Below are 24,427 nucleotides of genomic sequence, written 5' to 3'. Positions count from 1 at the left end.
GGTCTACGCCCTGCGCAGTGCGTCCCGGTCGATCTCGGCCACCGACGTCAGGCCACTGAGACCCATCGTGAGGTCGAATTCGGCGATCACGTTGGCGGTGGCGTCCCGCGCACCGGCCTGACCTGCGAGGGCCAGTCCGTACAGGTGGGGCCTGCCGAGCGTCACCGCGTCCGCACCGAGGGCGAGGGCCTTGAAGACGTCTGCTCCCGTGCGGATTCCGCTGTCGAGGAGCAGCGTCAGCCTGCCGTCGACGACGGGCGCGATGTCCACGAGCGCGTCCAGCGACGACACGCTGCCGTCCACCTGCCGCCCACCGTGATTCGACACCACGATGCCGTCCACCCCGGCGTCGAGCGCGCGCCTGGCGTCGTCCGGGTGCAGCACGCCCTTGAGGAGGATCGGCAGCGACGTCCTGCTGCGGAGGGTCTCGATATCGGCCCAGCTCAGTGACGGCCGGGAGTAGATGTCGAGGAACGTCTCCACGGCGGCCCGCGGTTCCGGCGACCGCAGGTTGTCGAGGAAGCGGCCCGGGAAGCGCCGGGTCATCGACACCAGCGACCGGATCGCGCCGAGTGTCACCTCGACGTCCGCCTTGCCTGCGGCGGCCTTGATCCGTTCGTGCACGATCCGGCGGAACACCGGATCGGACGTGTACTGCGCGATCCCCTGCCCCTGCGCGAACGGCAGCGAGCCGAGGTTGAGGTCTTCCGGGCGCCAGCCGAGCATGGTCGTGTCGAGGGTGACGACGACGGCGTCCGCACGAATGTTCTCGGCGCGCTGGAGCAGGCTGTCGACGAGATCGTCGTCCGTGCTCCAGTACAGCTGGAACCACCGGGGGGCGTCGCCCATCGCCGCCGCACTCTCCTCCATCGGTGCGCAGCCCTGATTGGAGAAGATGTACGGCACACCCAGTTCGGCGGCCGCGGCGGCGATCGCCACATCCGCCTCGGGACTGGCCAGTTCGGCCGCGCCCACCGGGGCGAGCAGCACCGGGGCCGGAATCCTGCGCCCGAACAACTCGACCCCGATGTCGCGCTTCGAGACGTCACGCAACACCCGGGGAACGATCTGCCACTTGTCGAACGCATCGCGGTTGGCCTGCATCGTGCGACCCAGCCCCGCGCCGCCGTGGACGTACGCCCACCCCTTTGCGCTCATCTTCCTCTTCGCGCGTCGCTCCAGCGTGTCGAAGTCGGTGGGAACGGAGGGTGTGCGACCGAGGACGCCGTCGCGGTAGATCAGATTCTGGCGGGCCCGGCCCGGGCTGTCCTGGTTCTCGCTCGCAGACATGCGCCGAGTCTTCCACAGGCCGGCACGAACCGACGGCAGGTCGCCGGGACGCGTAGGTTTGTGACCGGCACCACACCGACCCCCGACATCCTAGGAGACCGAGATGCCCGACCGTCCGTCCCTCACCGGCGCTCCCTGCTGGATCGATCTCACCAGTTCCGACCCACGACAGGTCATTCCGTTCTACACCGGACTGTTCGGGTGGAGGTCCGACACCAACGAGGATCCGCAGTACGGCGGCTACTCCATCTTCAGCATGAACGGCAAACCCATTGCGGGCCTTGGCCCCCAACAGCAGGGCAACCCGTACGGCAATGTGTGGACCACGTACATCGCGTCCGAGGACGCGGAGGCCACCGCGGCGAAGGCCGCCGAGGCGGGCGGCCAGGTGATGATGCCAGCGATGGTCGTGGGCGACCAGGGCACGATGGCCATCCTCGGCGATCCGGCCGGCGCCGTCATCGGCGTGTGGCAGGCCGATGGGCACGACGGCTTCGGTCTCGTGGACGAACCCGGCGCGCCCGTCTGGCACGAAACGCTGTCGCGAAACTACGCGGCGGCGCTCCCCTTCTACGCGGACGTGTTCGGCTGGACCTATCAGACTCTCGGCGACACAGACGAATTCCGGTACTCACAGGCAAACCTCGGCGACCGCACCGTGGCCGGAGTCATGGACGCCGACTCGTTCCTCCCCGAAGGCGTCCCCTCGTTCTGGCAGTTCTACATCGGCGTCGAAGACACGGATGTAGCCGTCGCGAAGGTCACCGAACTGGGCGGCAGCGTCCGGCGCGAACCCGAGGACACACCATTCGGGCGGCTCGCATCCGTCGCCGACCCCCTCGGCGCCACCTTCCAGATCACGACCCTGCAGTCCTGACCCGGTGACGGTGGCGCGCACACCGCGCCACCGTCACGCCGGGCCGAACGGTGCCTGCGCCTCCTTGGCGTCCCAGATGTCGAGGAGCGAGCGGAGAATCTCCTCCGACATGCCCAGGCCCCCGAGATGGCTTTCCCCGTGCATCGTGTGGAATTCGGCGTCGGGAAGAAGCGACACCATATGCTGCCCGTGCCGGAGCGGAATGATGTGGTCGCAGTCGCCGTGCCACCACCGCACCGGGGTCTTCACCGCGTTCACCCGGAATCCCCAGTCCCGCGCGAACAGGACGAGGTCGGCGAACGGTGCACTGAGCTGCTTGCGGCCGCCGTTCAGCAGATCGTCGAGGAACATCGCCTTGAACTCCGGCCGCGCGAGCAGACGGCGGTCGCCCTCCGGAGACAGCCGCCCGTACAGGTCGATGATCGGCGACGCGAACGGCCTCGCCAGCCTGATCACGGAACTCGCCGCCAACCCGACGGGGACACCTCCCGCCGACAGCACCGGTGCCGCCAGGACGGCGAGATCCATCAACCCGCTGCGGATCGCGTCGGGACCCTTCGTCGGCGCGACTCCCCCGAGGATGCCGGTCGCGACCACGCGGTCGGGCATCGCGTACGCCGCGGCCAGCGTATAGGGGCCGCCGCCGGACAGGCCGACCACGGCCATCTGGTCGATGCCCAGCGTGTCGGCGACCGTGCGCAGGTCTTCGGCGAAGTCGATCACGGCGCCGTAGCGGTGCGGCGTCGACGATCCGACCCCCGGCCGGTCGATCCCGATCAGCCGGACGTGCTCGCGTTCGGCGAACGCGCGCGCCTCCATCGGCACCTGACGACGCGCTCCGGGTGTGCCGTGCAGCCAGAACACCGCCCTGCCCTGTGCCGAACCGAACTCCGCGAAGCCGAGCCGACGCCCCTCGCCTACCGCGACCGTGCCCTCCAACTGCGGGCGTGCGATGTCCACCATGCCCACAGCTTCGCACGTGATACCCGTCACGTTTCCGACCGGGACCCGCTCAGCGGTGTGCGGTGGACGTGAACTGGTAGGTCGCGGCATCGACGATCTGCTCGGGAGACACCTCGATCTCGCCGTTCAGCCACGCCGTGATGAGTTCCGCGAGCCCACCCACGAACAGCAGCGCGGTGATCTCGTCCTGCGGCGACGACCACGCCCGGTCGCCGTAGAGTTCCTTCGATTCCTCCGCGACCAGCGAGGCGAACGCCCGCAACAACTCGCGCCGTCGCGTCCGCAGCGGTTCGGCGCCCGCCGATTCGATGATCGACACCCGCCCTTTCCGCGGGTCCGCCGTCAGGATGTCGACGAACGTCGCGATCGCCGCCCGCGCCCGCACCTCGGGGTCGCCGGTCACGGTCTGGAGGGTGACCCGCGCGGCCTCCCCGATCTCCGCGGCGATGCCCTCGATCACCTGTACCAGCAGGTCGTCCCGGCTGCGGAAGCTCTCGTAGAAGTAGCGTTCCGTCAGTTTCGCCTCGGCGCAGATCGCGGTCATGGTCGCCTTCTCGCCGCCGACGGTGCCGAACACCTGCAGTCCCGCCTCGAGCAGGCGCGCGCGGCGGTCCGCGGCCCGTTCCTCCGAACTTCGACCGCGGTACTGGCGCGCCGGCTGACTCATGACTCGATGTTGACAGACCCACTGGTGTGACGCACACTACACACATCTGACAGAGGGTCCTGTCACATACGCCGACGAGGAGGGCCGATGCCCAAAGTTCTCGCTGCTCCCCCACCGCAAAGCACCCTGCAACCCATCTCGGGCAACGCCGGATTCCCCGTCATCGGACACTCGCTGGACTACTTCCGCGACCCGATGGGACTGCTGCAGAGTCGCTGGGATCGCTACGGCCCCGTGTCGTGGCTGAGCATGGCCGGCAAACGGTGGGTCACCGTGCTCGGACCGGACGGCTGCCAGACGGTGCTGCAGAACAAGGACCGGGCCTTCGTCAACAGCGACGGATGGAGCGTGCTGATCGGGCCGTTCTTCCACCGCGGGCTGATGCTCCTCGACGGCGACGAACACCTCGCCCACCGGCGAATCATGCAGCAGGCCTTCACCCGCGACCGGCTGTCGCGCTATACCGAGGCACTCCATCCGGCCGTCGAGAAGGGGCTCGACGCCTGGCAGCCCACCCCGGGCTTCGCCGCGTATCCCGCGCTGAAGGAGTTGACACTCGATCTCGCCACGAGCATCTTCATGGGCGGCGCCGAGGGGTCGACGCCCCGGGAGATGGCCGAGATCAACAAGGCCTTCATCGACTGTGTGCAGGCCGCCACGTCGGTGGTGCGGTATCCGCTGCCCGGAACGCGATGGAAGCGTGGCATCGACGGGCGCACACGACTCGAGGAGTTCTTCCGCCGCTACCTGCCCGCGCGTCGAGGGGGTGCCGGCGACGACCTGTTCTCCGCGCTGTGCCACATCGAATCCGAAGAGGGGCAACGGTTCGGCGACGACGACGTCGTCAACCACATGATCTTCCTGCTGATGGCCGCGCACGACACGTCCACCATCACTTTGTCGACGATGATGCAGTACCTCGGTCAGCACGCCGACTGGCAGGAGCGGTGCAGGCGGCAGTCGGCGGCGCTGGGAACGTCCACCCCGACCTACGGTCAACTCGACGAACTGACCGACCTCGACCTCGTCATGAAGGAATGCCTGCGCCTCGTTCCGCCGGCCCCGGTGGTCGCTCGCCGCGCCGTCGAGGACACCGAGGTACTCGGCCACTACATCCCCCGGGGCACGTACATGTCGGTGGTGGTGCACTTCACCCATCACATGCCCGAGTACTGGCCCGATCCGGAAAGGTTCGACCCCGAACGGTTCGCACCCGAACGCCGTGAGGACAAGGTTCACCGGTTCGCGTGGGAGCCGTTCGGCGGCGGCGTGCACAAATGCCTGGGGATGCACTTCGCGGGCGCCGAGATCAAGACGGTCATGCACCACCTGCTGCAGCGATTCGACTGGCAGGTGAGCCCCGGCTACGTCGCACCGCTCAACTACACCTCGCTGCCGTTCCCGTCCGACGGCCAGCCCGTGGACCTGTATCACCGCGTCGGCTGAGCCGATACCGCATGGTGCAGTCCGAGCCGATACCCCATAGTGCAGGCCGGGCCGATCCACCATAGTGGAAGTCATGACCGTTACGGCGCCCCCGCTCGACGTGTATTCGCAGCCCACGCTGTCTGCCCTGATGCCGTCCGTCCTCGCCTCACTGGGCGTTGCCGGCGAACCCAACCGGCTGCACCTGCCGGACAGCAGGCACACCGTGGTGTTCTTGATAGACGGACTCGGCTGGACGCTGCTGCGCCGCCACCGCGAACACGCCCCGTTTCTCGACAGCCTGACCGGACGGCCGATCCGGGCGGGCTTCCCCACCACGACCGCCACCAGTATCGCGTCGTTCGGCACGGGGTTGCCGTCCGGCGATCACGGCATCACCGGCTACCAGTCATACGTTCGTGAGGTTCGCGGCACGCTCAACTGGTTGTCGTGGCGGGCAGGCCACAAGGGCGACGAACTGACCCGGCTGGTGCCCGAGGTCGTCCAGCCCGCACCGACCGTGTTCGAACGCGCCGCGGCAGCCGGTATCACGTGCACGACGGTGGTTCCCGCGAAATTCGACGGGTCCGGGCTCACCCGCGCCGTCCTCCGCGGCGGCACGTTCGCAGGAATACACGCGTACGGTGACCTGATCGCGCACGTCGTCACCGCGGCCCAGGCGGGCGAACGGACCCTCACGTACTGCTACCTCAGCGAAATCGACACGCTCGGGCACATTTACGGACCGGGATCCGAATCCTGGCTGCACCAGGTCACCCTCGTCGACCGGCTCGTCGAGAGGCTCGCCGCCGGACTCGCGGCGGCACAACCCGACACCACTCTCTACGTCACCGCCGACCACGGCATGGTCACCGTCGACGACGCCGACAAGATCGACTTCGACGCCACTCCCGCCCTGTCGGACGATGTGGTGGCGCTCGCCGGCGAACCGCGGTGCAGGCACGTCCACACCCGAGCCGGAGCCGGGCACGACGTCGCCGCCCGGTGGAGGAGCGAACTGGGACACCGCATGTGGATCGGCACGAGGGACGAGGCCGTCACCGCGGGACTGTTCGGGCCGGCCGTGCGATCCGAGGTGCAGGGCCGCATCGGAGATGTCGTCGCCATCGCACAGGGCGGCGTCGCGGTGGTCCGGCGCAAGGCGGAGTCGAGGCTGTCCGCTCTCCCCGGGCAGCACGGCGCCCTCACCGACGACGAGTTGCTGATTCCCCTGCTGCAGGGCACCACGACGTAAACCCGGGCCGATCACCGGCCCGCGGGGCAACTCCTGATAGAAATGACGAACAGCGTTGATTTCAGGAGAGATTCATGCCCCGCTCTGCGGTACCGAACACCGGCTCCATCATCACGACCATCCGCACCAAGTGGCCATGGATCTTCGCCGGGCTGCTCGTCGTCGTACTCGTCGCGATGCTCTCCCCGGACCCCGACGACACCCTCGCCGCCGGAACCGAACCGGCTGCACCCTCGGAAGTCACCGACGCACAACAGATACAGACGGCGTTCACCGAGCTGTCCACCCTCGAGGTGAAGGGCCGGGCACCCAAGACGGGATACGACCGGGAACTGTTCGGCGCCAGCTGGACCGACAACGTGTCGGTCGAACTCGGACGCAACGGCTGCGACACCCGCAACGACATCCTGCGACGCGACCTAGTCGACATCACCTCACGGGACCGCACCCGCAACTGCGTAGTGCAGACGGGCACGTTACGGGACCTCTACACGGGCACCATCATTGCGTTCACCCGCGGGACGAAGACGTCGGACGACGTGCAGATCGATCACGTGGTGGCACTGTCGGACGCGTGGCAGAAGGGCGCTCAGCTCCTCGATGCGCAGACGCGGGCGGACCTTGCGAACGATCCCCGCAACCTGCAGGCGGTGGACGGACCCACCAATCAGCGCAAGAGCGATGCCGACGCGTCGACGTGGCTGCCCCCGCTGGCGGCGTACCGCTGCACCTACGTGGCGCGTCAGGTGGAAGTGAAAGTGGCGTACCGACTCTGGGTGACGCCGCCCGAGCGCGATGCGATGGCCACAGTGCTCACCAGCTGCGGCGCCCGGTGATCACGCGCCGGGTGGGGTGAGCCGGTTCTCCGATCCCGTGTCGACCGCCGGGGCCGTCGCACCGGAATCCCAGTCGACGGAATTGTTGGACCCGGTGAGTTCGAGGGAGTCGAGGGACACGGCGCGCACGAAGTTGTCGTTGCCACTCACCGTCATCGCACCGGAGTCGTCCACGTTCACGGAGTTCCCGCTTCCGCTGACCGAGATCCGCTCCGCCTGCTTGCCGAGCACGGTCACGGCGTTGCCCTGCACGTCGATCGACTCGGCGACGTCGATGGTGGAACTGTTGCTGCGCCCCGAGATGGTGAGCGTTCCGGTCTGCCCGCCGACGACGTTGGTGTCCTGACCGCGCACGATGACCGCGTTCGACATGGCGACGTTCGCCGAGACGCCGTTGGCCTCGATGGTGACGGTGCCGCACTCGCCGTCGAGGACGACCCCGGCACCGTCCCTGCTCACGATCACGTCGCGGCCGGCGCAGTCACCGCCCGAGTTCAGTTCCACCGCAGAGCCGGACACCGTCGAGGCGCTGCCGCCGCCGGTGCTCCCGCCGCCGCAGCCCGCGAGGGCCACGGTGCAGGACATCAGCACGGCGACGGTGACCGACTGCCGGGTGACGCTCATCGACCCCTGCTTTCCTGCCCCCGACGGGACCGGGTCAGTTCTTCGCGAGTACCGGCATCGTCACGACCTGGGCCGCGTAGGACAGCCCGGCACCGAAGGCGAGCAGCAGGGCGGTGTCGCCGGGCTTGGTGGCGCCGGACTGCAGCATTTCCTCCATCGCGAGCGGCACGGACGCCGCCGACGTGTTGCCGCTCTCGGCGATGTCGTCGGACACGGGCACATTCTCGGGGAGTTTCATGCTGCGCGCGATCACCTCGGTGATCCGCGAGTTGGCCTGGTGCGGGACGAACGCGTCGAGATCGTCGACGGACATGCCGGCCTTCTCGATCGCCCGCAGTGCCACCTTGCCCATCTCGAAGGCGGCCCACCGGAACACCGCGGTACCGGCCATCTTGATGTACGGACGCGTGGCACCCGGCGTCGTGATGTATTCGTACCAATCCAGGTCCTGCACGATGGCGTCGGCCTGGGCGCCGTCCGAACCCCACTCCACCGGACCGATGCCCGCGACGTCGCTCTTGCCCACGACCACGGCGCCGGCGCCGTCACCGAAGATGAACCGCGTCGCGCGGTCGGTGGGGTCGGTGGTGATGCTCATCTTCTCGACACCCACCACGAGGGCGTAGTCGACGGATCCGCCGCGAACCAGATCCGACGCCACCGTCAGCGCGGTGCAGAAGCCGGCACAACCACCGCCGAGATCGAACGCTCCGGGCCCGTTGGTGCCCAGCGCGTCGGCCACCACCGCGGCGGCGGGCGGCGTCAGCAGGAGGTACGTCGACGTGGCGACGATGACACACCCGATCTGCTCGGGATCGATCCCGCTCGCTTCGATCGCCTTGCGCCCTGCCGCGATGGACATCGTGACGACATTCTCGTCCTCCGCCGCGAACCGCCGGTTGCGGATTCCCGAGCGCGACTGGATCCACTCGTCGTTCGAGTCGATCAGTTCACAGATCTCGTCGTTGGTGACGACCCGTTCGGGCCGGTACACGCCGAGCCCGAGAAGGGCGGACTGCCGACCTCCAGCCACGGTGGCAATCTGCTTTCCCATCGATCGATCTCCTCATCAGGTCCCGCGTGGTTACGCGCAGTGTGGACTTGCCGCCAGCACACGTTACGTCGGCGGCCGCCCAGCGGGTAGCACCGGTTCCTGTTACTCGTCGGTAACATCGATGCCGTGGGGGCGCCCATGAAACGAACAGTGCGGTCAAACCGACACTTTCGTAAGAACAGACTTGTTAGACTTCTCGCGATTTCCAGCAGTTGATCACCGGTAGGGGGAGTGGTCTCTTCGGGCCACGCGTGCCGCCTGCTGCTAGAGATGGAGTGTCCTTCGTGAAGCGAACCAGAGCTCTTGCAGCAGCGTCGCTCGCCGGCGCAGCCGTGACGTTGATCGCATTCGCCGGCCCGGCCGCCGCGAATCCCAACGCCATCAATCCGATCCCCGGACTCAACGGCACCAACGGGATTCCACACCTCACCGGACGCACCCAGGCGGTCGCGCAGCAGACCGGCATGCTCAGTCCGAACCGAACCCAGGACGCCAACGTCCTCGGCACCGACCTCGGCGTCATGTGGGACAACGGCCAGGGCCAGGTCCTCACGGCGTTCGGCGACTCCGCCGGGCTCGGACTGCCCAACCTGCTGTCGGGCAGCCTGTGGGCCTGGCGCAGCAGCACACTGTTCCGCAGCTCCGACGGCATCCTCTCCGACGGGATGAACTTCGACAGCTCACCCCGCGACATCTTCGGCCAGTCCAAGGAGCTCGTCCCGAGTCCGAAGATTCCGTTCGTCGAGATCAGCCGAATCCCCACGGCCGGCGTCGCCGTCGGCAACACCCAGGTTCTGAGCATGATGTCGGTGAAGAACTGGGGACCGGCGGGAACGTGGGACACCAACTATTCCGGCCTCGTCTACTCACAGGACAACGGCGAGAACTGGACCGTCGCGCCCGAGACGCAGCGCCCGAACGTCGGTGGCAACGCCAACTTCCAGATGAGCGCCTTCGTCAAGGCCGACGGCTTCGTCTACCAATACGGCACGCCCGCCGGCCGCGGCGGACTCGTCCACATCGCGCGGGTCCCGGAACCCCAGATCATGGACCTCGGCGCGTACGAGTACTTCGACGGCGCCAAGTGGATCAAGGGCAACCCCGACGTCGCCAAGCCGATCATGCCTGGCGGGGTCGGCGAATTGTCCGTCGCGTACAACGAGTACCTCGGTCAATACATCATGCTGACCACAGACCAGTACAACTCGGTGGTCATGCGCCGCTCACCGTCGGTCACCGGACCGTGGGGCCCACCGGAGGTACTCGTCGACACCCGGGAGCTGCCCTCCGCGTACGGCGCCTACATCCACCCGTGGTCGTCGGGACGCGACCTCTACTTCCTCACAACGGTGCACAACAACTACAACGTGCTCCTCATGCGGACCACACTCACTCCGTAGCCCGCGTACTAGCGTCGGGGCATGGATGCAGCTGCCTGGGACGAACGGTATTCACAGAGCGAACTGGTGTGGGGCGCGCCACCCAACGCCGTCGTGGTCGAGCGGGTCACTTCGCTCCCCCGCGGCCGCGCACTCGACCTCGCGTGCGGGGAGGGCCGCAACGCGCACTGGCTCGCCACCCGCGGCTGGGAAGTGACGGGGCTCGATTACTCGGCCGTGGCCCTCGACAAGGCCCGCCGGGTGGCCGCCGAGGCACCCCGCTCGGTCCGGGAACGGCTCGACTACCGCGTCGCCGACGTCACCGATTCGGACCTCGGCGGCGAGTACGACCTCGTGCTCATGATCTACCTCCATCTCGCCCCCGAGGAGCGTCTGCAGGTTGTGAACCGCGCCATATCTGCGCTGAAACCTGACGGAATCCTCATGATTTTGGGGCATGACGCCGTTAACTTGTCGCAGGGAGTCGGGGGTCCCCAGGACCTTGAACTCCTTTACACGCCAGACGATGTGGTGAATTCGTTCGACGGGCGACTCGTCGTCGACGTCGCCGAACGGCGCTTCCGCGAGACGGACGCCGGAACGGCGATCGACGCGCTCGTCGTCGCACACCGCCCGAGTCTTGGCAGTCAGGTAAATCGGGCGTAATATCGCTGATGTTACCGACGAGTAATAACTTGGGCGGTACTAACGGATAGACCGCACCATCTCACTGGGAGAGACAGAAGACATGGGCCATTACAAGAGCAACGTCCGCGACCTGGAGTTCAACCTCTTCGAGGTACTCGGTCTCGAGCAGCCGCTGAGTGAAGGCGTGTGGGGCGATCTCGACGCCGACACCGTCCGCAACATGCTCAGCGAAGTTGCCCGCCTCGCCGAGGGACCGCTGGGCGAGTCCTTCGCCGACGCCGACCGCAACCCTCCGGTCTTCGACCCCGAGAACCACACCGTCACCCTGCCGGAATCCTTCAAGAAGTCGTTCCGCGCACTGTGGGACGCCGAGTGGTACCGCATGGGGCTCTCCGAAGAAATCGGCGGCGTACCCGTCCCCCGGTCCGTCGTGTGGGCCATCGGTGAGCTGATCCTCGGCGCCCAGCCGGCCGCGCACATGTACCAGGCCGGACCCGCGTTCGCGGACGTGCTGTTCCACAACGGCACCGAAGAGCAGAAGAAGTGGGCCGCCACCTGCGTCGAGCGCGGCTGGGGTGCCACCATGGTCCTCACCGAACCCGACGCCGGTTCCGACGTCGGCGCAGGCCGCACCAAGGCCATCAAGCAGGACGACGGCTCCTGGCACATCGAGGGCGTCAAGCGGTTCATCACGTCCGCCGACTCCGACGACCTGTTCGAGAACATCTTCCACCTGGTCCTGGCCCGCCCCGAGGGCGCAGGCCCCGGCACCAAGGGACTGTCGCTGTTCTTCGTCCCGAAGACGCACTTCAACTTCGAGACCAACGAATTGGGCGAGCGCAACGGCGCCTTCGTCACCAACGTCGAGCACAAGATGGGCCTGAAGGTCTCCGCCACGTGTGAGGTCACGTTCGGCGGCCACGGCATTCCCGCCCAGGGCTGGCTCGTCGGCGAGGTCCACAACGGCATCGCGCAGATGTTCGACGTCATCGAGCACGCCCGGATGATGGTCGGCACCAAGGCCATCGCCACCCTCTCCACCGGCTACCTCAACGCCCTCGACTACGCGAAGGAACGCGTCCAGGGCGCCGACCTCACGCAGATGACGGACAAGGCCGCACCGCGCGTCACCATCACGCACCACCCCGACGTCCGTCGCGCCCTCGCCATGCAGAAGGCGTACGCGGAGGGCCTGCGCGCCGTGTACCTGTACACCGCGGCGCACCAGGACGAGGCCACCGCCAAGCTGGTGTCCGGCGCCGACAAGGACCTCGCGTTCCGCGTCAACGACCTGCTGCTCCCCATCGTCAAGGGCGTCGGCTCCGAGCGGGCGTACCAGTACCTGACGGACAGCCTGCAGACCTTCGGTGGCTCCGGCTTCCTGCAGGACTACCCGATCGAGCAGTACATCCGCGACGCCAAGATCGACTCGCTGTACGAGGGCACCACCGCCATCCAGGCGCAGGACTTCTTCTTCCGCAAGATCGCCCGCGACCGCGGTGTGGCACTCGCCCACGTCGCAGGCGAGGTCAAGAAGTTCATCGACAGCGAGGCAGGCAACGGACGCCTCAAGGCCGAGCGCGCCCTGCTCGCCACCGCCCTCGAGGACGTCCAAACCATGGCCGCCACCCTCACCGGGTACCTCATGGGTGCGCAGGAGCAGCCGTCCGAGCTGTACAAGGTCGGCCTCGGTTCCGTCCGCTTCCTGATGTCCGTCGGCGACCTGCTCATCGGCTGGCAGCTCCTCCGCCAGTCCGAGATCGCGATCAAGGCCCTCGACGAGGGTGCCTCCGACAAGGACAAGGCGTTCTACGAGGGCAAGGTCGCCATCGCGTCCTTCTTCGCGAAGAACGTCCTGCCGGAGCTGACCGCCACCCGCAGCATCGTCGCCAACATCGACAACGACATCATGGAGCTCGACGAAGCAGCGTTCTGATCCGCTTCACACCGCCCGGCGGCTAGGGTACTTCCCCGGCCGCCGGGCTTCTTCGTGCCCCGACCACGTGGACTCCGGCACTTCTTCTCGGTCGACGCACATCTTCTCGGCCCCCACACGCAGTGCGCGAGCCGAGAAAGAGTGCGGGAGTTGTCCACAAGCCTCAGTTCATCCACAGACGGGTCCTTCGGACCGGATTCTTCAGGTGGCTCCGGCGAGAATCGTTCCCATGGAACATGACCCGGAGGCGATGCTGCGGCGCCAGGAGGCGTTGGACCGCGGCTACAGCGACGACGAGATCCGACGTCTGTACACGCGCGGCGACTGGCAACGCATCGGCCGCGGTGCGTACCTCTCCGCGTCGATGTACACGGCGCTCGGCGAGGAGGAACGTCATCGATTCCTGATCGACTCGACAGTTCACGCCGTGTCGGACGACGCGGTGCTCAGTCACCAATCCGCAGCCGTCGTGTATGGCCTGCCGCTGCGGAAGACACCCCTCGACCGCGTGCACGTCTCCAGAAACCGACGCGGAGGTGGCCGGATCAAGCGGCGGATCACGGTGCACTGTGCCCCGATCGGAGAGCACGTGGCAGTGGTCGACGGGCATTCGCTGACGCTCCCGGCGCGGACCGTGATCGACCTCGCGAGAACTCTGCCGTTCGAGCAGGCCGTCGTGGTGGGTGATGCGGCGGTCCGCAGGTTCGGCATCGGCCGCGACGAACTGGACGCCGAACTCACCCGCGCTGCGCGTCGTCACGGCGTCGATGCGGCGCGGAGGGTCGTCCGCTTCGTGTGCGGGCACAGCGAAAGTGTCGGTGAATCACGGAGTCGGGTGATGTTGTGGAATGCCGGGCTCCCCGCCCCGTTCCAGCAGGGTGAGGTGTTCGAGCCCGATGGGCGGCGAATCGGACGCGTCGACTTCCACTTCGACGGCATCGTCCTCGGGGAGTTCGACGGACGCGTCAAGTACGGACGCCTGTTGAAACCCGGGCAATCGCCCGGCGACGCGGTCTTCGCCGAGAAGCAACGCGAAGACGCGCTGCGCGACCTCGGATTCCAGGTGGTGCGGTGGACCTGGGACGACCTCGAGTCGCCGAAGCAGGTAGCGGAGCGTGTCCGCCGCGCGATCGCGCGTGCCGCGTCGCCACGAGGCTGGGTGACGCAGGCGCCGCTCCCATCCGCTCAGCCGCTCACGGTGCGGTCGCTGTAGCCGCACCCTCTCTCGGTTCGCGCTCTCCTTTTCGGGCTCGAAAAGCGGTGCACGAACCGAAAAGTGGTGCGTCTATTCGCCGTCGTTCGAATTCGGCTTCGGGGTGGTGGGTTTCGGGCTTTCCGCCGGGGTGGACGGGGCCGGCGAGGCGGCGGGGGTGCGCTCGTCGGGTTTCGGTGCGGCGGCGGGTGGCTCGCACTTGACGATCGGGACGGGGTCGTAGCGGACGGTCCTGGTGTCCCGGGAGATTTCCTGGCCGCTGGCGTGATCGGAGATCACCCGGGTGTCGCTGGCGGTGAATCCCGGTGCGCCGCTGGAGGCGATGCAGTGATCACCGACGGGCAGGGTGACCGTGTCGGGCTCCGTCGGCTTGGTCCGGTTGCCGGTGATCGAGTCGACATCGACAGACTTGGTTCCCCAGAACCGGATGGTCAGGTCCGAGGCGCCGCCGATGGCCTGGATCATCACACCCGTCTTGGCGGTGTTGCGGAACTGCAGGTCGATGGCGCCTTCGAAGACGGTGGCCTCGCGCGCCTCGGGGTATCGCGAAATGTAGTACGAGTGCTCGGTGTGCGCGACGTCCTCCATGCCGGCGAAGTACGCGGCGTTGTAGAGCGTCGTCGCCACCTGACTCACACCGCCACCGACGGCGGTGTCCGGGCGCCCGTTGTTGATGATGCCCGACTCGACATAACCCTGAGCCGTGCCGCGCGGGCCGGTGTACCCGTTGAGGGAGAACGTGTCGCCCGGCTTGATCAGCGCCCCGTTGATCTCACTGGCGGCGAGCCGGATGTTGGTACCCGACGCCGCAGAGAAGCCGCCGGTCGTGAACTCGCCGATCACTTCCTTCACGCCGAGCGCCTGCGCGGCCTCGGTGGTGAGGGCGGGCGGGATGGGTCCGTAGACCGCCGCGGTGGTGTGAGAACCGTTGCCGCGCAACAACTCGGGCAGCGTCTCCAACGTCTTGGGCCACTGCACCAGGTCGCCGACGACCGCCGGGACGACGGTGGGCGATCCGCCGTCGAGCGTGATCGTCGCATCCTTCGGCACGATCTCCGTCGAGACGAGCTGCGGCGCCAGGATGCCGGTGGCAGCCTCGATGTTGTAGGTGGGCTTCAGCCCGCCGTTGCCGTCCGGTTCGAAGCCGACGATGGACCCGATCTGCTGACGCGCCGCGGTCGCGACCTTGCCGTCACGACCGGTCACCACCAGATCGGCGGAGGCAGCGGGTGCCGCCACCTCGTCGAGCGCCCTCTGGACGCCTTCCTTCGTCACCGTCACGGACACGACGTCGACGGGCAGTTCCACCGTCCGGCCGAACGCCCATTTCTCGGTCAACGCCGCCTCGGCACCCTCACCGTTCAGGTTCTGCCCGGTCGACGGGTCGACCGGCACCGGGGTCGCGCCCTCGAACACGACGGTTCCTTCGCGGGACGCGCGATCGGTCTCACCGCGTAGGCCGTCGACGGCGGAGGCAAGCACGGCCTCGTCGCGGGTCGACACCACACCGATCTCGTCGGTGGTGAAGAACGACGTGAGCCTCGTGAACGGGTTGAGCGGCTGCGAATCGGCCCGGTCGAGGGTGGCCTCCCAGTCGACGCCGAGCCCGGCAGCGGACGGAACGAGTTGCGTCGACACGTCGCCGGCCGTCACCGTCAGCGGCTGATCGACGCGCGGGCCGACCTGCGCCTGCAGCGTGGCCTCGGCCTCCTCGCGGGACGAACCGCCCACGTCGACGCCGGCCACGGTCACCCCGCGCGGCAGGTTTCCGGAGGACACCGCGAGGTCCGCGGCGTAGGCGACGCCGATCAGGGCGATCACACCGCCGGTGACTGCTGCGATCTTCATCCAGGGAGCACGGGTGGTCGATTCCGTGGACGGCTCGGCGGGCGCGGAAGGTTCCGGTTCCGGCTGCGGTGGGACCTGCGCCGCGGCGGCCGGAGCCACCACGGTCGGCTCGTCGGCCGGTGTGGTGTACGCCTGCGTCGGCCCGGGAACGGGACCCGGCGGAATCGCGGGGATCACCTGCGTGACGTCCTCGTTCGCCGGCGGCTCCACCCATAACGGTGCGTCGGGAGCCTGCTCCTCGGAGCGTTCTCCCAGGTCACCGAGGTTCAGCTGCGTTGTCGGGGCATCGTCGGCACTCGGCTGTTCCATAGAAGCCTCGGAAGCCGACGCCTCCTCGTCCGGTTCCGGAGCGGCCGGATCGGCCACGTTCTCGGGTTCGACACTCTCGGGCGTCGCGGAAGGGTCCGGCGTCGACCGTTCGGGTGCCTTGCTCCCCGTGTCGCCGTCTTCGTCGTTCACCGTGGCCCTCTCGCCGAGTTGTCCTTCGTGCGGGCCTCAGCTTGCCGTCGGTGCTCGTTGCATTTCAAGCGCGATCCGATCCGAGCGAGGCCCGGTCGAGACCCCCACGTCAGCGTACCGGCCGCCGGAAATGCAAGAGCCCCGCGCTGCTGCCAGGTCGGGGGTCAGGCAGCAACACGGGGCTGACAGGGATATCGCCAGCTAATCTCCAGCGTTACACCTGTTGGAAAAGATTTCGGGGATCCGGCCACCCCTCGTTGCCGGATCCCCGCTCGCACTGCGCGCACGCTGGCCTTTCCGGTCTCCCAGCTACCGGAAAGGCCAGTCGGATCACGCCTCTATGATTGCCGTCACACCCTGGCCTCCGGCGGCGCAAATCGAGATCAGGCCGCGCCCCGAGCCCTTCTCCGCCAGCATCTTGGCGAGCGAGGCGACGATGCGGCCGCCGGTCGCGGCGAACGGGTGCCCCGCCGCGAGGGAGGACCCGTTGACGTTCAGCTTGCTGCGGTCGATGGACCCCAGTGCGCCGTCGAGGCCCAGGCGCTCCTTGCAGTACTCGTCCGATTCGAACGCCTGCAGCGTCGCCAGCACGACCGACGCGAACGCCTCGTGGATCTCGTAGTAGTCGAAATCCTGCAGGGTGAGGCCGTTGCGGGCCAGCAGGCGCGGGATGGCGTACGTCGGCGCCATCAGGAGCCCGTCCTTGCCGTGGATGTAGTCGACGGCCGCGGTCTCGGAGTCGACGAGATGCGCGAGCACCGGAAGCTTGCGCTCGGCGGCCCATTCGTCGGTGGACAGCAGGACCGCGGACGCGCCGTCGGTGAGCGGGGTGGAGTTGCCCGCCGTCATCGTGGCGTCGCCCGCCTTCACACCGAAGACCGGCTTCAGCTTGGCCAGCTTCTCGGCGCTGGAGTCGGGCCGCAGGTTGTCGTCGCGGGTGAGCCCGAGGAACGGCGTCACCAGATCGTCGAAGAATCCGCGGTCGTAGGCGGCGGCCATGTTCTGATGGCTGGCGGCGGCCAGTTCGTCCTGGTCCTCGCGGCGGACGCCGAATTCCTTCGCCGTGATGGCGGCGTGCTCGCCCATGGACAGCCCGGTGCGGGGCTCGCCGTTGCGGGGGATCTCGACGCCGAGCATGGACGGGCGGACGTTGCCGAGGAGCTTGATGCGGTCGCCGGTGCTCTTCGCGCGGTTCAGCGACAGCAGGAACTCGCGGAGCTCGTCGTTGACGCCGATCGGCGCATCTGACGTGGTGTCGACGCCGCCGCCGACGCCCGCATCGATGCGGCCGGCCGCGATCGCGTCACCGACGGCGACGATCGACTGCAGTCCGGTGCCGCACGCCTGCTGCAGGTCGAAGGCCGGGGTGTACGGGCTGAGGGCGCTGCCGAGGACGCATTCGCGCATCAGGTTGAAGTCGCGGCTGTGCTTGAGCACGGCGCCGCCTGCGACGAGGCCCAGCTTCTCACCCTGGAGGTTGAAGCGGCTCACCAGTCCGTCGAGGGTGGCGGTGAACATGTCCTGGTTGGACGCCTGCGCGTACTTCCGGTCGGAGCGGGCGAACGGAATGCGGTTTCCGCCGACGATCGCGACGGGACGCTGCTGCTTTCCGCCTGGCTTCGGCGCCGCTGCGGAATTCGAATTGGTGCGAGCTTTGCTGGTCACTGACGTCTCCAAGGATCTGGTGCGATTACCTGTTGGCTACTATTCTTACTCAGGAGTAAGTTAATTGTCGACACCGCACTTCACTCGGTGCTCGGTGACTGACCGCCAAACGACGACAGAAGGTAGGACCGTGGCAGCCAGCAAGGGAGCTCCCGACCTCTATTCCCAGTTCCTCTCATCCGCCCCCGGCGCGTTCATCGCCGCGAAAGCGGGACTGCCGCGACCCGAGAACCTGCGGCGATACAAGCACGGTGAACCGCCGCTCGCCGGTCCGGTCCTGATCGGCGGCAAGGGCCGTCTCGTCGAGCCGTTACGCGAACTGCTGTCCGACTACCCCGCCGCGGGAGCGGGCGACGACACGTACGGCGCATTGGTGTTCGACGCCACAGGCATCGGTTCGGTCACCGAACTCGAGCAGCTGTTCGAGTTCTTCCAGCCGGTCGTCCGCAACCTCGCGCCGTCCGCGCGCGTAGTCGTCATCGGCACCACCCCCGAAGAGACGTCCGGCGTCGACGAGCACATCGCCCAGCGCGCGCTCGAGGGCTTCACCCGCAGCGTCGGCAAGGAAGTCAAGCGCGGCGCCACGGCTCAGCTCGTCTACGTCTCACCGAAGGCCTCCGCAGGACTGTCGGGTCTCGAATCCACGCTGCGCTTCCTGCTGTCGGCCAAGTCCGCGTTCGTCAGCGGCCAGGTCATCCGCGTCGGCGCCGAGGATTCCGTCGCACCCGCCGACTGGGACAAGCCGCTCGACGGGAAGGTCGCCATCGTCACCGGTGCGGCCCGTGGCATCGGTGCGACCATCGCCGAGGTCCTCTCCCGCGACGGGGCGCACGTCATCTGCGCCGACATTCCGGCCGCCGGTGAGGCACTGTCGGAGACCGCCAACAAGGTCGGCGGCACGTCCCTCGCCCTGGACGTGACCGCGGACGACGCTGCCGACAAGCTCGCCGAGTTCGTCCTCGAACGGCACGGCGGCGCGGACATCATCGTCCACAACGCCGGCATCACCCGCGACAAGACCCTCGCCAACATGGACGAGGGCCGCTGGAACATGGTGATCGGCGTCAACCTTCTTGCGCCGCAGCGCATCACCGACGTCCTCGTCGCCAAGGGCGCACTGAAGGAAGGTGGGCGCGTCATCGACGTCTCCTCCATCGCCGGCATCGCGGGCAACCGGGGCCAGACCAACTACGGCACTTCCAAGGCCGGTGTCATCGGACTCGTGCAGGCCTCCGCGCCGGTGCTCGCGACGAAGAAGATCACGATCAACGCCGTCGCACCGGGCTTCATCGAGACGGCGATGACCGCGGCGATCCCGTTCGCCACCCGCGAGGCCGGACGTCGCATGAGCTCCCTGCTGCAGGGCGGCGAGACCGTCGACGTCGCCGAGACCGTCGCCTACTTCGCGAACCCCGCGTCCAACGCCGTCACCGGACAGATCGTCCGCGTCTGCGGCCAGAGCCTGCTGGGCGCCTGATGTCGGGCAAGGTCGTGCAACTCACGGAGAAGCCGGGCACGCTCGACATCTACACCCGTGCCGTGCGCAGCGCGCTGCCGGTCATCGGCGCGAGCGGGCACAGCGCCCCGGACACGACGCTGGTCCTGAACGGGGTGCGCGTGGACCCCGACAACCTCGCAGCGTACGACCGGGTGACCGGGCTGCGTTTCGGCGACACCCTGCCGCTCACGTACCCGTTCACGCTGGTGTTCCCCATCGTGATGAAGCTGATGGTGTCCGAAGGTTTCCCCTTCCCCGCCATCGGTTCCGTGCACGCGGAGAACGTCATCGAACAGTTCCGCCCCATCTCCGTGATCGAGCCCCTGGACGTGTCGGTGCACGCGGAGAATCTGCGCGAGCACCGCAAGGGACTCCTGATCGACGTGATCAGCGAGATCCGGGTCGGACGCGAACTGGCATGGAAGCAGACGTCGACGTTCCTGCGGCAGCAGAAGACGTCGCTGTCGGGTCAGCCCGGTCCCGAACCGAAGGCCGAGGAGGAGCCGCCACGTCCGCTGCGGACGCTGCGGGTCGATCAGAAGACGATCGGCAAGTACGCCGCGGTGTCCGGTGACCGGAACCCGATTCACGTGTCGACGTTGGGCGCCAAGGCATTCGGATTCCCGAAGACCATCGCGCACGGCATGTGGAGTGCTGCCGCCGTCCTCGGCTCGGTGGAGGGCCGGATCCCGGCCGCCGTCACGTACAGCGTGCGCTTCGGCAAGCCGATCCTGCTGCCGTCCACGCTGAACGTGTACGCCGATCAGACCGGCGACGGCTGGGATCTGTCGATCAAGCACCCGAAGAAGGGTTACCCGCACCTCACCGCGACGCTGCGCTGACGGGGACGAACGAGACGCTCGTTCGATCTGATCGAACGAGCGTCTCGTTCACTCCGGCTTCTTCTTGCCCGCGAGGCCGCGCCACGCCAGGGATTCCAGCAGGTCTGCGGCCGCGTCGACTTCGATCTCGCCGCCGGCGACGCGGTCGGCCACGGCCTCACCCGCACCGACCAGGGCGATGGCGATCAGTTCGAAATCCTGCCCCGGCTCCGGATCCTTGGTGCTGGACTCGAGCAGGTGCGCGGTCAGCTCGATCAGCCGGTCGCGGCTCGACTGCACCGACCCCACGAACGCCTGCTGCCCCATCGCCTGGCGATACAGCACCATCCACGACTTGCGGTGCTTGCCCACGAACCCGAGAAACCCCTCGAGCGCCCGGCGCAACTGTTCGCGCGGGCTCAGCCCCGGATCGCCCGCCGGAGCAAGCGCCTCGACGAAGCGCAGGCCCTCCCGCTGGATGCACGCCGCGAACAGTTCGTCCTTGGAACCGTAGTACAGGTACAGCATCGGCTTGGAGATCTCCGCCTTGGCCGCGATCGCGTCCATCGACGTCTCGTGAAAACCTCTGTCGGAGAAGACGTCGACAGCAGCGTCGAGCATCTGCTGCTCGCGCACTGCGCGCGGCAGTCGCTTGGTGCCGCCGGCCATTCGTCCTCCATCATCGTCGAACCCGCTATCTTACTCTACGGTAATAAAGCGGGCTCGACCGGCGGACGAGAAGAATACCAACACCCTGTCGCGGACCGCGCGTCAGCAGGCGATGACGCCCTTGGCGCGCGCGACCGTCAGCACGGCCTCGTCGACGCGTTGCTGCGGCAGCTTGCCCGAGGCCACAACGCTTTCGAGGTGATCGAGTACCCGCGGGACGTCGTCGGTGGTGAGCCACAGGGCGACGTCGACACCCGACTCCAGCGCGGTCTCGACGGCAACGGTGATGTCGTAGCGGTCGGTGATCGCCTGCATGCCACTGAGGTCGTCGGTGAAGATCGGCCCGGTGAACGGCGGCGCCCCGTATCCGGTGCCGCCGCGCAGCAGCGCCACGGCATCGGGGCTGATGCTGGCAGGGATCCCGGGGGCGGTCAGACCCGGCACCTCGAGGTGGCCGAGCATGACGCCGACACCCGTGGACACCAGGTTCCGGAACGGGACGAGGTCCTTGGTCTGCAACTGCTCGAGCGGCGGGGTCGTGACGGCCCCGGTATGCGAGTCGCCGGACGCCGATCCGTGGCCGGGGAAGTGCTTGATCACGGGCAGGATTCCCGCATCCCGCATTCCGCGCGCGTACGCGTCGGCGTAGCGGGTGACGACGGCGGGATCGTCGGAGTAGGAGCGGTCGCCGATCACGCTGTCGTCGGGCTGGCTGCTCACGTCCACGTCGGGGGCGAAGTTCACGGTGACACCGAGGTCCTTCAGTCCGCGACCACGCTCGAGCGCCATCTGATACGTCTGTTCCTCCGTCATCGTGGCTGCGGTCTGCCGGGCCGAGGGATCGGCTCCGAGCAGGTTCTCGACGCGCGACACGCGACCACCCTCCTCGTCGATCGTCACCATCAGTGGCAGCGACGACGCCGACGCCACCTGGGGAATCTCACGGTTCGCGAGCATGGCCTCGTCGGTCCAGCTCCCGACGAAGATGCCGCCGATCTGCTCGTCACGGACCACCTGCGCCGCATCCGCGGTGCCGGTCACTCCCACGTTCAGCAGCTGAGCGAGCTTGCGCCGCAACGGCAACGACTGCAGGAATTCCGTCTCGCACGACGCCGGTGCGGCGGCGGGCGCTGCGGTGCCGGTGTGCGACGCCGGCTCGACGGAGGACGGTGACGGAGACGTCGTCGCCGACGACGACGACTCCGCGACCGACTCGCCACCACCCGACGAACATCCGGCGACGAGGCCGGTACAGGCAGCGAGCACGAGTGCATACTTGATCCGCATGGGTTCGACGGTAGCCCAGTTCGCCACCGGCGACGCCGTGACAGGCCCCGAATCGGCTACCGCTGCCGCCCGTCTTGGTAATCTGGACACAGAGGAAGCCCGTACTCAGGAGGTCGTGGTGCCCGGTGGTTTGATGTTGATCGCCTACGACGGATCCGACAACGCCAAGCGTGCGGTGGAGTGCGCAGGTCGTTTCCTCGCCTCCAATCGCGCTGTGCTGGTGACGGTGTGGGAGCCGATGGTCCGTCAGGCCGCGCGCATGTCCGGGCTCTCCGGTGTGATGCAACCCGAATGGGTGCCCGACGAGGAGACCGAGGACGTCGCGTTCTCCGACGCCAAGGTCACCAACGAAGAGGGCGTCGAACTCGCCGAGGCCGCCGGGCTCGCCACCGAGGGTCGCTGCATCGAGTGCACCAGCACGATCTGGACGGCCATCGTCGAGACGTCCGACGAACTCGCGGTCGACATCATCGTCACCGGCACCCGCGGCACCACCGGTCTGCGGTCGCTGCTGCAGAGCAGCGTCGCCGACCACGTGTTGCGCCACAGTCACCGCCCGGTGCTGATCGTGCCTCCCGGGAAGTAGTCCGGAAGCCCGACTACTGTCGGGTGACCATGGACGGCTTCCTTCTCTCCCGCGCCGACCGGACGCTGCGCACGTCCGGTGCGCGGCACGGGTACGACACCACGGCAGCCGCTGTCGCGGCCCTCGCGAACGGTGACACCGAACTGATCGTCGGAGCGCTGCCGTTCGATCCCGAGCGTCCCGCCGCGCTGACCGCCCCGGAATCGTGGGAGTTCACGGACGGCCCGTGGCGGCCCGGCACCGTTCCCGACCTCCCGTCCGTACGCCTCACGCGGGAGGTCCCCGACCCCGCCGAGCACGTGGCCCGGGTGCGGTCCCTCGTCGACCGCCTCCGCGAGGGCGCCCTCGGCAAGGTGGTGGCCGCCCGCAGCGTCGTTCTCCACGCGGACACCCCCATTTCCGCAGAAGCGTTGGCCGCGAGAATGATTGATCAGAATCCCACCGCCAACGGGTTCGCCGTCGACCTCTCCGCGGCCGGCGAGAGTTTCCGCGGACGCAGCCTCGTCGGCGCCAGTCCCGAGGTGCTGCTCAGCCGACGCGGGCGACGCGTCACCTGCCGTCCCCTCGCCGGGACCGCCCCGCGGCGCGCCGATCCGGAGGCCGACGAGAAGGAAGGTCGCGGCCTCCTGGAGTCGACGAAGAACCTGGCCGAGCACGCGTTCGTCACTGCGTGGATCAGGGACGTCCTGGCACCGCTCTGCACCGAGTTGTCCGTCCCGGATTCCCCGGTTCTGACGAGCACGCACGAGGTGTGGCATCTCGCCACCCCCATCGAAGGCGTGCTGCGCGACCCGTCGACCAGCGCGTTGAGCCTGGCCACCCTGCTGCACCCGACCCCCGCGGTGTGCGGAACCCCCACCGACCTCGCCCTCGCGACCATCCGGGACGTCGAGGAGGATCGACGGTTCTACGGCGGCGCCGTGGGGTGGTGCGACGGCGACGGCGACGGCGACTGGGTGGTGGCCATCCGCTGCGCCGAGATCGCCGCGGACGGACTCGAAGCACTGGCGACTGCGGGCGGGGGCATCGTCGCCGATTCCGACCCGGAGTCCGAACTCGACGAGACGACCACCAAACTGCGCACGATACTCCGGGCGCTCGGCGTGCAGCAGAGCCCCTGAACTGCAGAAACGGTGGCCCACGAGCACCAATCAGCAGTTCGGCGGCGCCCGGGTGATACCTTGACCCGAGCAATTCGTACGCGGGAGTAGCCGTGTGCGTCGATGGCACGACGGTGGGAGATGTCTGATGGGGAAGTTCCTTGTGCCCGGTGTGGTCAGCGCCGTAGTCGGTGTCGCTCTCGGCACCGTGGCGACGCTCGGCATCACCGCAGCCGCACAGGACAACACGCGTCCCGAGATCGACCGCAGCGGCAACGCGGATTCCTCACTCCTGAACCAGGTTGAGTACGGCAGCCGCTGAGAGCG

Annotated in this window: 22 protein-coding genes; 13 read left to right on the top strand and 9 right to left on the bottom strand. The window is 67.9% G+C overall.

The genetic code is table 11. The features are described 5' to 3' along the window. Positions 1 to 3 precede the first annotated feature (3 nt). Positions 4 to 1,290: a lactate 2-monooxygenase gene (locus ACFWAY_RS20040; protein ID WP_378511807.1), complete on the bottom strand. Its 1,287-nt coding sequence runs from the start codon at positions 1,288 to 1,290 to the stop codon at positions 4 to 6. A gap of 103 nt (positions 1,291 to 1,393) precedes the next feature. Between ACFWAY_RS20040 and ACFWAY_RS20035 the strand changes: the two genes are divergently transcribed. Next, positions 1,394 to 2,167 (top strand): VOC family protein, encoded by a 774-nt coding sequence (locus ACFWAY_RS20035; protein WP_378511806.1) that lies wholly within the window; start codon positions 1,394 to 1,396, stop codon positions 2,165 to 2,167. A gap of 33 nt (positions 2,168 to 2,200) precedes the next feature. Here the strand turns inward: ACFWAY_RS20035 and ACFWAY_RS20030 are convergent, their stop codons facing one another. Further along, positions 2,201 to 3,130, bottom strand: a complete 930-nt coding sequence (locus ACFWAY_RS20030) for an alpha/beta fold hydrolase (protein WP_378511805.1) — start codon at positions 3,128 to 3,130, stop codon at positions 2,201 to 2,203. Between the two features lie 49 nt (positions 3,131 to 3,179). Then, complete coding sequence (locus ACFWAY_RS20025; RefSeq protein WP_378454552.1) at positions 3,180 to 3,797, bottom strand: TetR/AcrR family transcriptional regulator; 618 nt, start codon at positions 3,795 to 3,797, stop codon at positions 3,180 to 3,182. An 87-nt stretch (positions 3,798 to 3,884) separates the two neighbouring features. On the opposite strand from ACFWAY_RS20025, the gene ACFWAY_RS20020 reads away from it, so the two are divergent. The 3 genes from ACFWAY_RS20020 to ACFWAY_RS20010 all read left to right on the top strand — a co-directional run bounded on the left by ACFWAY_RS20020 (position 3,885) and on the right by ACFWAY_RS20010 (position 7,313). Then, entirely contained in the window at positions 3,885 to 5,243 is a 1,359-nt protein-coding gene (locus ACFWAY_RS20020) for a cytochrome P450 (RefSeq protein WP_378511804.1), read from the top strand. Positions 5,244 to 5,316: 73 nt separating this feature from the next. Further along, positions 5,317 to 6,477 (top strand): alkaline phosphatase family protein, encoded by a 1,161-nt coding sequence (locus tag ACFWAY_RS20015; protein ID WP_378511803.1) that lies wholly within the window; start codon positions 5,317 to 5,319, stop codon positions 6,475 to 6,477. Positions 6,478 to 6,551: 74 nt separating this feature from the next. Further along, the gene (locus tag ACFWAY_RS20010) at positions 6,552 to 7,313 is read left to right on the top strand and encodes an HNH endonuclease family protein (RefSeq protein WP_378454549.1); all 762 of its coding nucleotides are present in this window, start codon (positions 6,552 to 6,554) and stop codon (positions 7,311 to 7,313) included. On the opposite strand, the gene ACFWAY_RS20005 is transcribed toward ACFWAY_RS20010, so the two are convergent. Both ACFWAY_RS20005 and ACFWAY_RS20000 read right to left on the bottom strand, forming a co-directional pair. Then, entirely contained in the window at positions 7,314 to 7,937 is a 624-nt protein-coding gene (locus ACFWAY_RS20005; protein WP_378511802.1) for a DUF3060 domain-containing protein, read from the bottom strand. Between the two features lie 34 nt (positions 7,938 to 7,971). Beyond that, entirely contained in the window at positions 7,972 to 8,991 is a 1,020-nt protein-coding gene (locus ACFWAY_RS20000; RefSeq protein WP_378454547.1) for a beta-ketoacyl-ACP synthase III, read from the bottom strand. A 284-nt stretch (positions 8,992 to 9,275) separates the two neighbouring features. Here ACFWAY_RS20000 and ACFWAY_RS19995 point away from each other — a divergent pair, with 284 nt between their 5' ends. The 4 genes from ACFWAY_RS19995 (at position 9,276) to ACFWAY_RS19980 (ending at position 14,167) form a co-directional block, all read left to right on the top strand. Then, complete coding sequence (locus tag ACFWAY_RS19995) at positions 9,276 to 10,391, top strand: DUF4185 domain-containing protein (protein ID WP_378511801.1); 1,116 nt, start codon at positions 9,276 to 9,278, stop codon at positions 10,389 to 10,391. A gap of 21 nt (positions 10,392 to 10,412) precedes the next feature. Next, on the top strand, positions 10,413 to 11,036 hold the full coding sequence (locus ACFWAY_RS19990; RefSeq protein WP_378511800.1) for a class I SAM-dependent methyltransferase: 624 nt from the start codon (positions 10,413 to 10,415) through the stop codon (positions 11,034 to 11,036). An 82-nt stretch (positions 11,037 to 11,118) separates the two neighbouring features. Beyond that, positions 11,119 to 12,954, top strand: a complete 1,836-nt coding sequence (locus ACFWAY_RS19985) for an acyl-CoA dehydrogenase (protein WP_378454544.1) — start codon at positions 11,119 to 11,121, stop codon at positions 12,952 to 12,954. Between the two features lie 229 nt (positions 12,955 to 13,183). Further along, positions 13,184 to 14,167 carry a hypothetical protein gene (locus tag ACFWAY_RS19980; protein WP_378511799.1) on the top strand — a complete coding sequence of 328 codons (984 nt, stop codon included), beginning with the start codon at positions 13,184 to 13,186 and terminating at the stop codon, positions 14,165 to 14,167. A gap of 72 nt (positions 14,168 to 14,239) precedes the next feature. Here the strand turns inward: ACFWAY_RS19980 and ACFWAY_RS19975 are convergent, their stop codons facing one another. Then, positions 14,240 to 16,474 (bottom strand): VanW family protein, encoded by a 2,235-nt coding sequence (locus tag ACFWAY_RS19975; RefSeq protein WP_378511798.1) that lies wholly within the window; start codon positions 16,472 to 16,474, stop codon positions 14,240 to 14,242. Between the two features lie 330 nt (positions 16,475 to 16,804). Beyond that, the gene (locus tag ACFWAY_RS19970) at positions 16,805 to 18,139 is read right to left on the bottom strand and encodes an acetyl-CoA C-acetyltransferase (protein ID WP_378511797.1); all 1,335 of its coding nucleotides are present in this window, start codon (positions 18,137 to 18,139) and stop codon (positions 16,805 to 16,807) included. 130 nt (positions 18,140 to 18,269) lie between these two features. Between ACFWAY_RS19970 and ACFWAY_RS19965 the strand changes: the two genes are divergently transcribed. Next, a complete protein-coding gene (locus ACFWAY_RS19965) occupies positions 18,270 to 19,616 on the top strand; it encodes a 3-oxoacyl-ACP reductase (protein WP_378454539.1) in 1,347 nt (448 codons plus the stop codon). Continuing rightward, complete coding sequence (locus tag ACFWAY_RS19960) at positions 19,616 to 20,479, top strand: MaoC/PaaZ C-terminal domain-containing protein (protein ID WP_378511796.1); 864 nt, start codon at positions 19,616 to 19,618, stop codon at positions 20,477 to 20,479. The genes ACFWAY_RS19965 and ACFWAY_RS19960 overlap by 1 nt, the downstream gene beginning before the upstream one ends. 48 nt (positions 20,480 to 20,527) lie before the next feature. On the opposite strand, the gene ACFWAY_RS19955 is transcribed toward ACFWAY_RS19960, so the two are convergent. Both ACFWAY_RS19955 and ACFWAY_RS19950 read right to left on the bottom strand, forming a co-directional pair. Beyond that, a complete protein-coding gene (locus tag ACFWAY_RS19955; protein WP_005243713.1) occupies positions 20,528 to 21,127 on the bottom strand; it encodes a TetR/AcrR family transcriptional regulator in 600 nt (199 codons plus the stop codon). A 102-nt stretch (positions 21,128 to 21,229) separates the two neighbouring features. Then, positions 21,230 to 22,414, bottom strand: a complete 1,185-nt coding sequence (locus tag ACFWAY_RS19950) for a glycoside hydrolase family 3 N-terminal domain-containing protein (RefSeq protein ID WP_378511795.1) — start codon at positions 22,412 to 22,414, stop codon at positions 21,230 to 21,232. 118 nt (positions 22,415 to 22,532) lie between these two features. On the opposite strand from ACFWAY_RS19950, the gene ACFWAY_RS19945 reads away from it, so the two are divergent. The 3 genes from ACFWAY_RS19945 (at position 22,533) to ACFWAY_RS19935 (ending at position 24,422) form a co-directional block, all read left to right on the top strand. Then, on the top strand, positions 22,533 to 23,000 hold the full coding sequence (locus ACFWAY_RS19945) for a universal stress protein (RefSeq protein WP_378454642.1): 468 nt from the start codon (positions 22,533 to 22,535) through the stop codon (positions 22,998 to 23,000). A 29-nt stretch (positions 23,001 to 23,029) separates the two neighbouring features. After that, positions 23,030 to 24,121 carry an isochorismate synthase MenF gene (locus tag ACFWAY_RS19940; protein ID WP_378454536.1) on the top strand — a complete coding sequence of 364 codons (1,092 nt, stop codon included), beginning with the start codon at positions 23,030 to 23,032 and terminating at the stop codon, positions 24,119 to 24,121. Positions 24,122 to 24,248: 127 nt separating this feature from the next. Next, positions 24,249 to 24,422: a DUF2613 domain-containing protein gene (locus ACFWAY_RS19935; RefSeq protein WP_005258546.1), complete on the top strand. Its 174-nt coding sequence runs from the start codon at positions 24,249 to 24,251 to the stop codon at positions 24,420 to 24,422. Positions 24,423 to 24,427 lie beyond the last annotated feature (5 nt).

Origin of the sequence: Rhodococcus sp. NPDC059968 (genome assembly GCF_042738615.1) — a bacterium.
GTDB lineage: Bacteria > Actinomycetota > Actinomycetes > Mycobacteriales > Mycobacteriaceae > Rhodococcus_F.
Note: the sequence above shows the minus strand (reverse complement) of the source record. Positions and strands in the feature narration are given on the sequence as shown.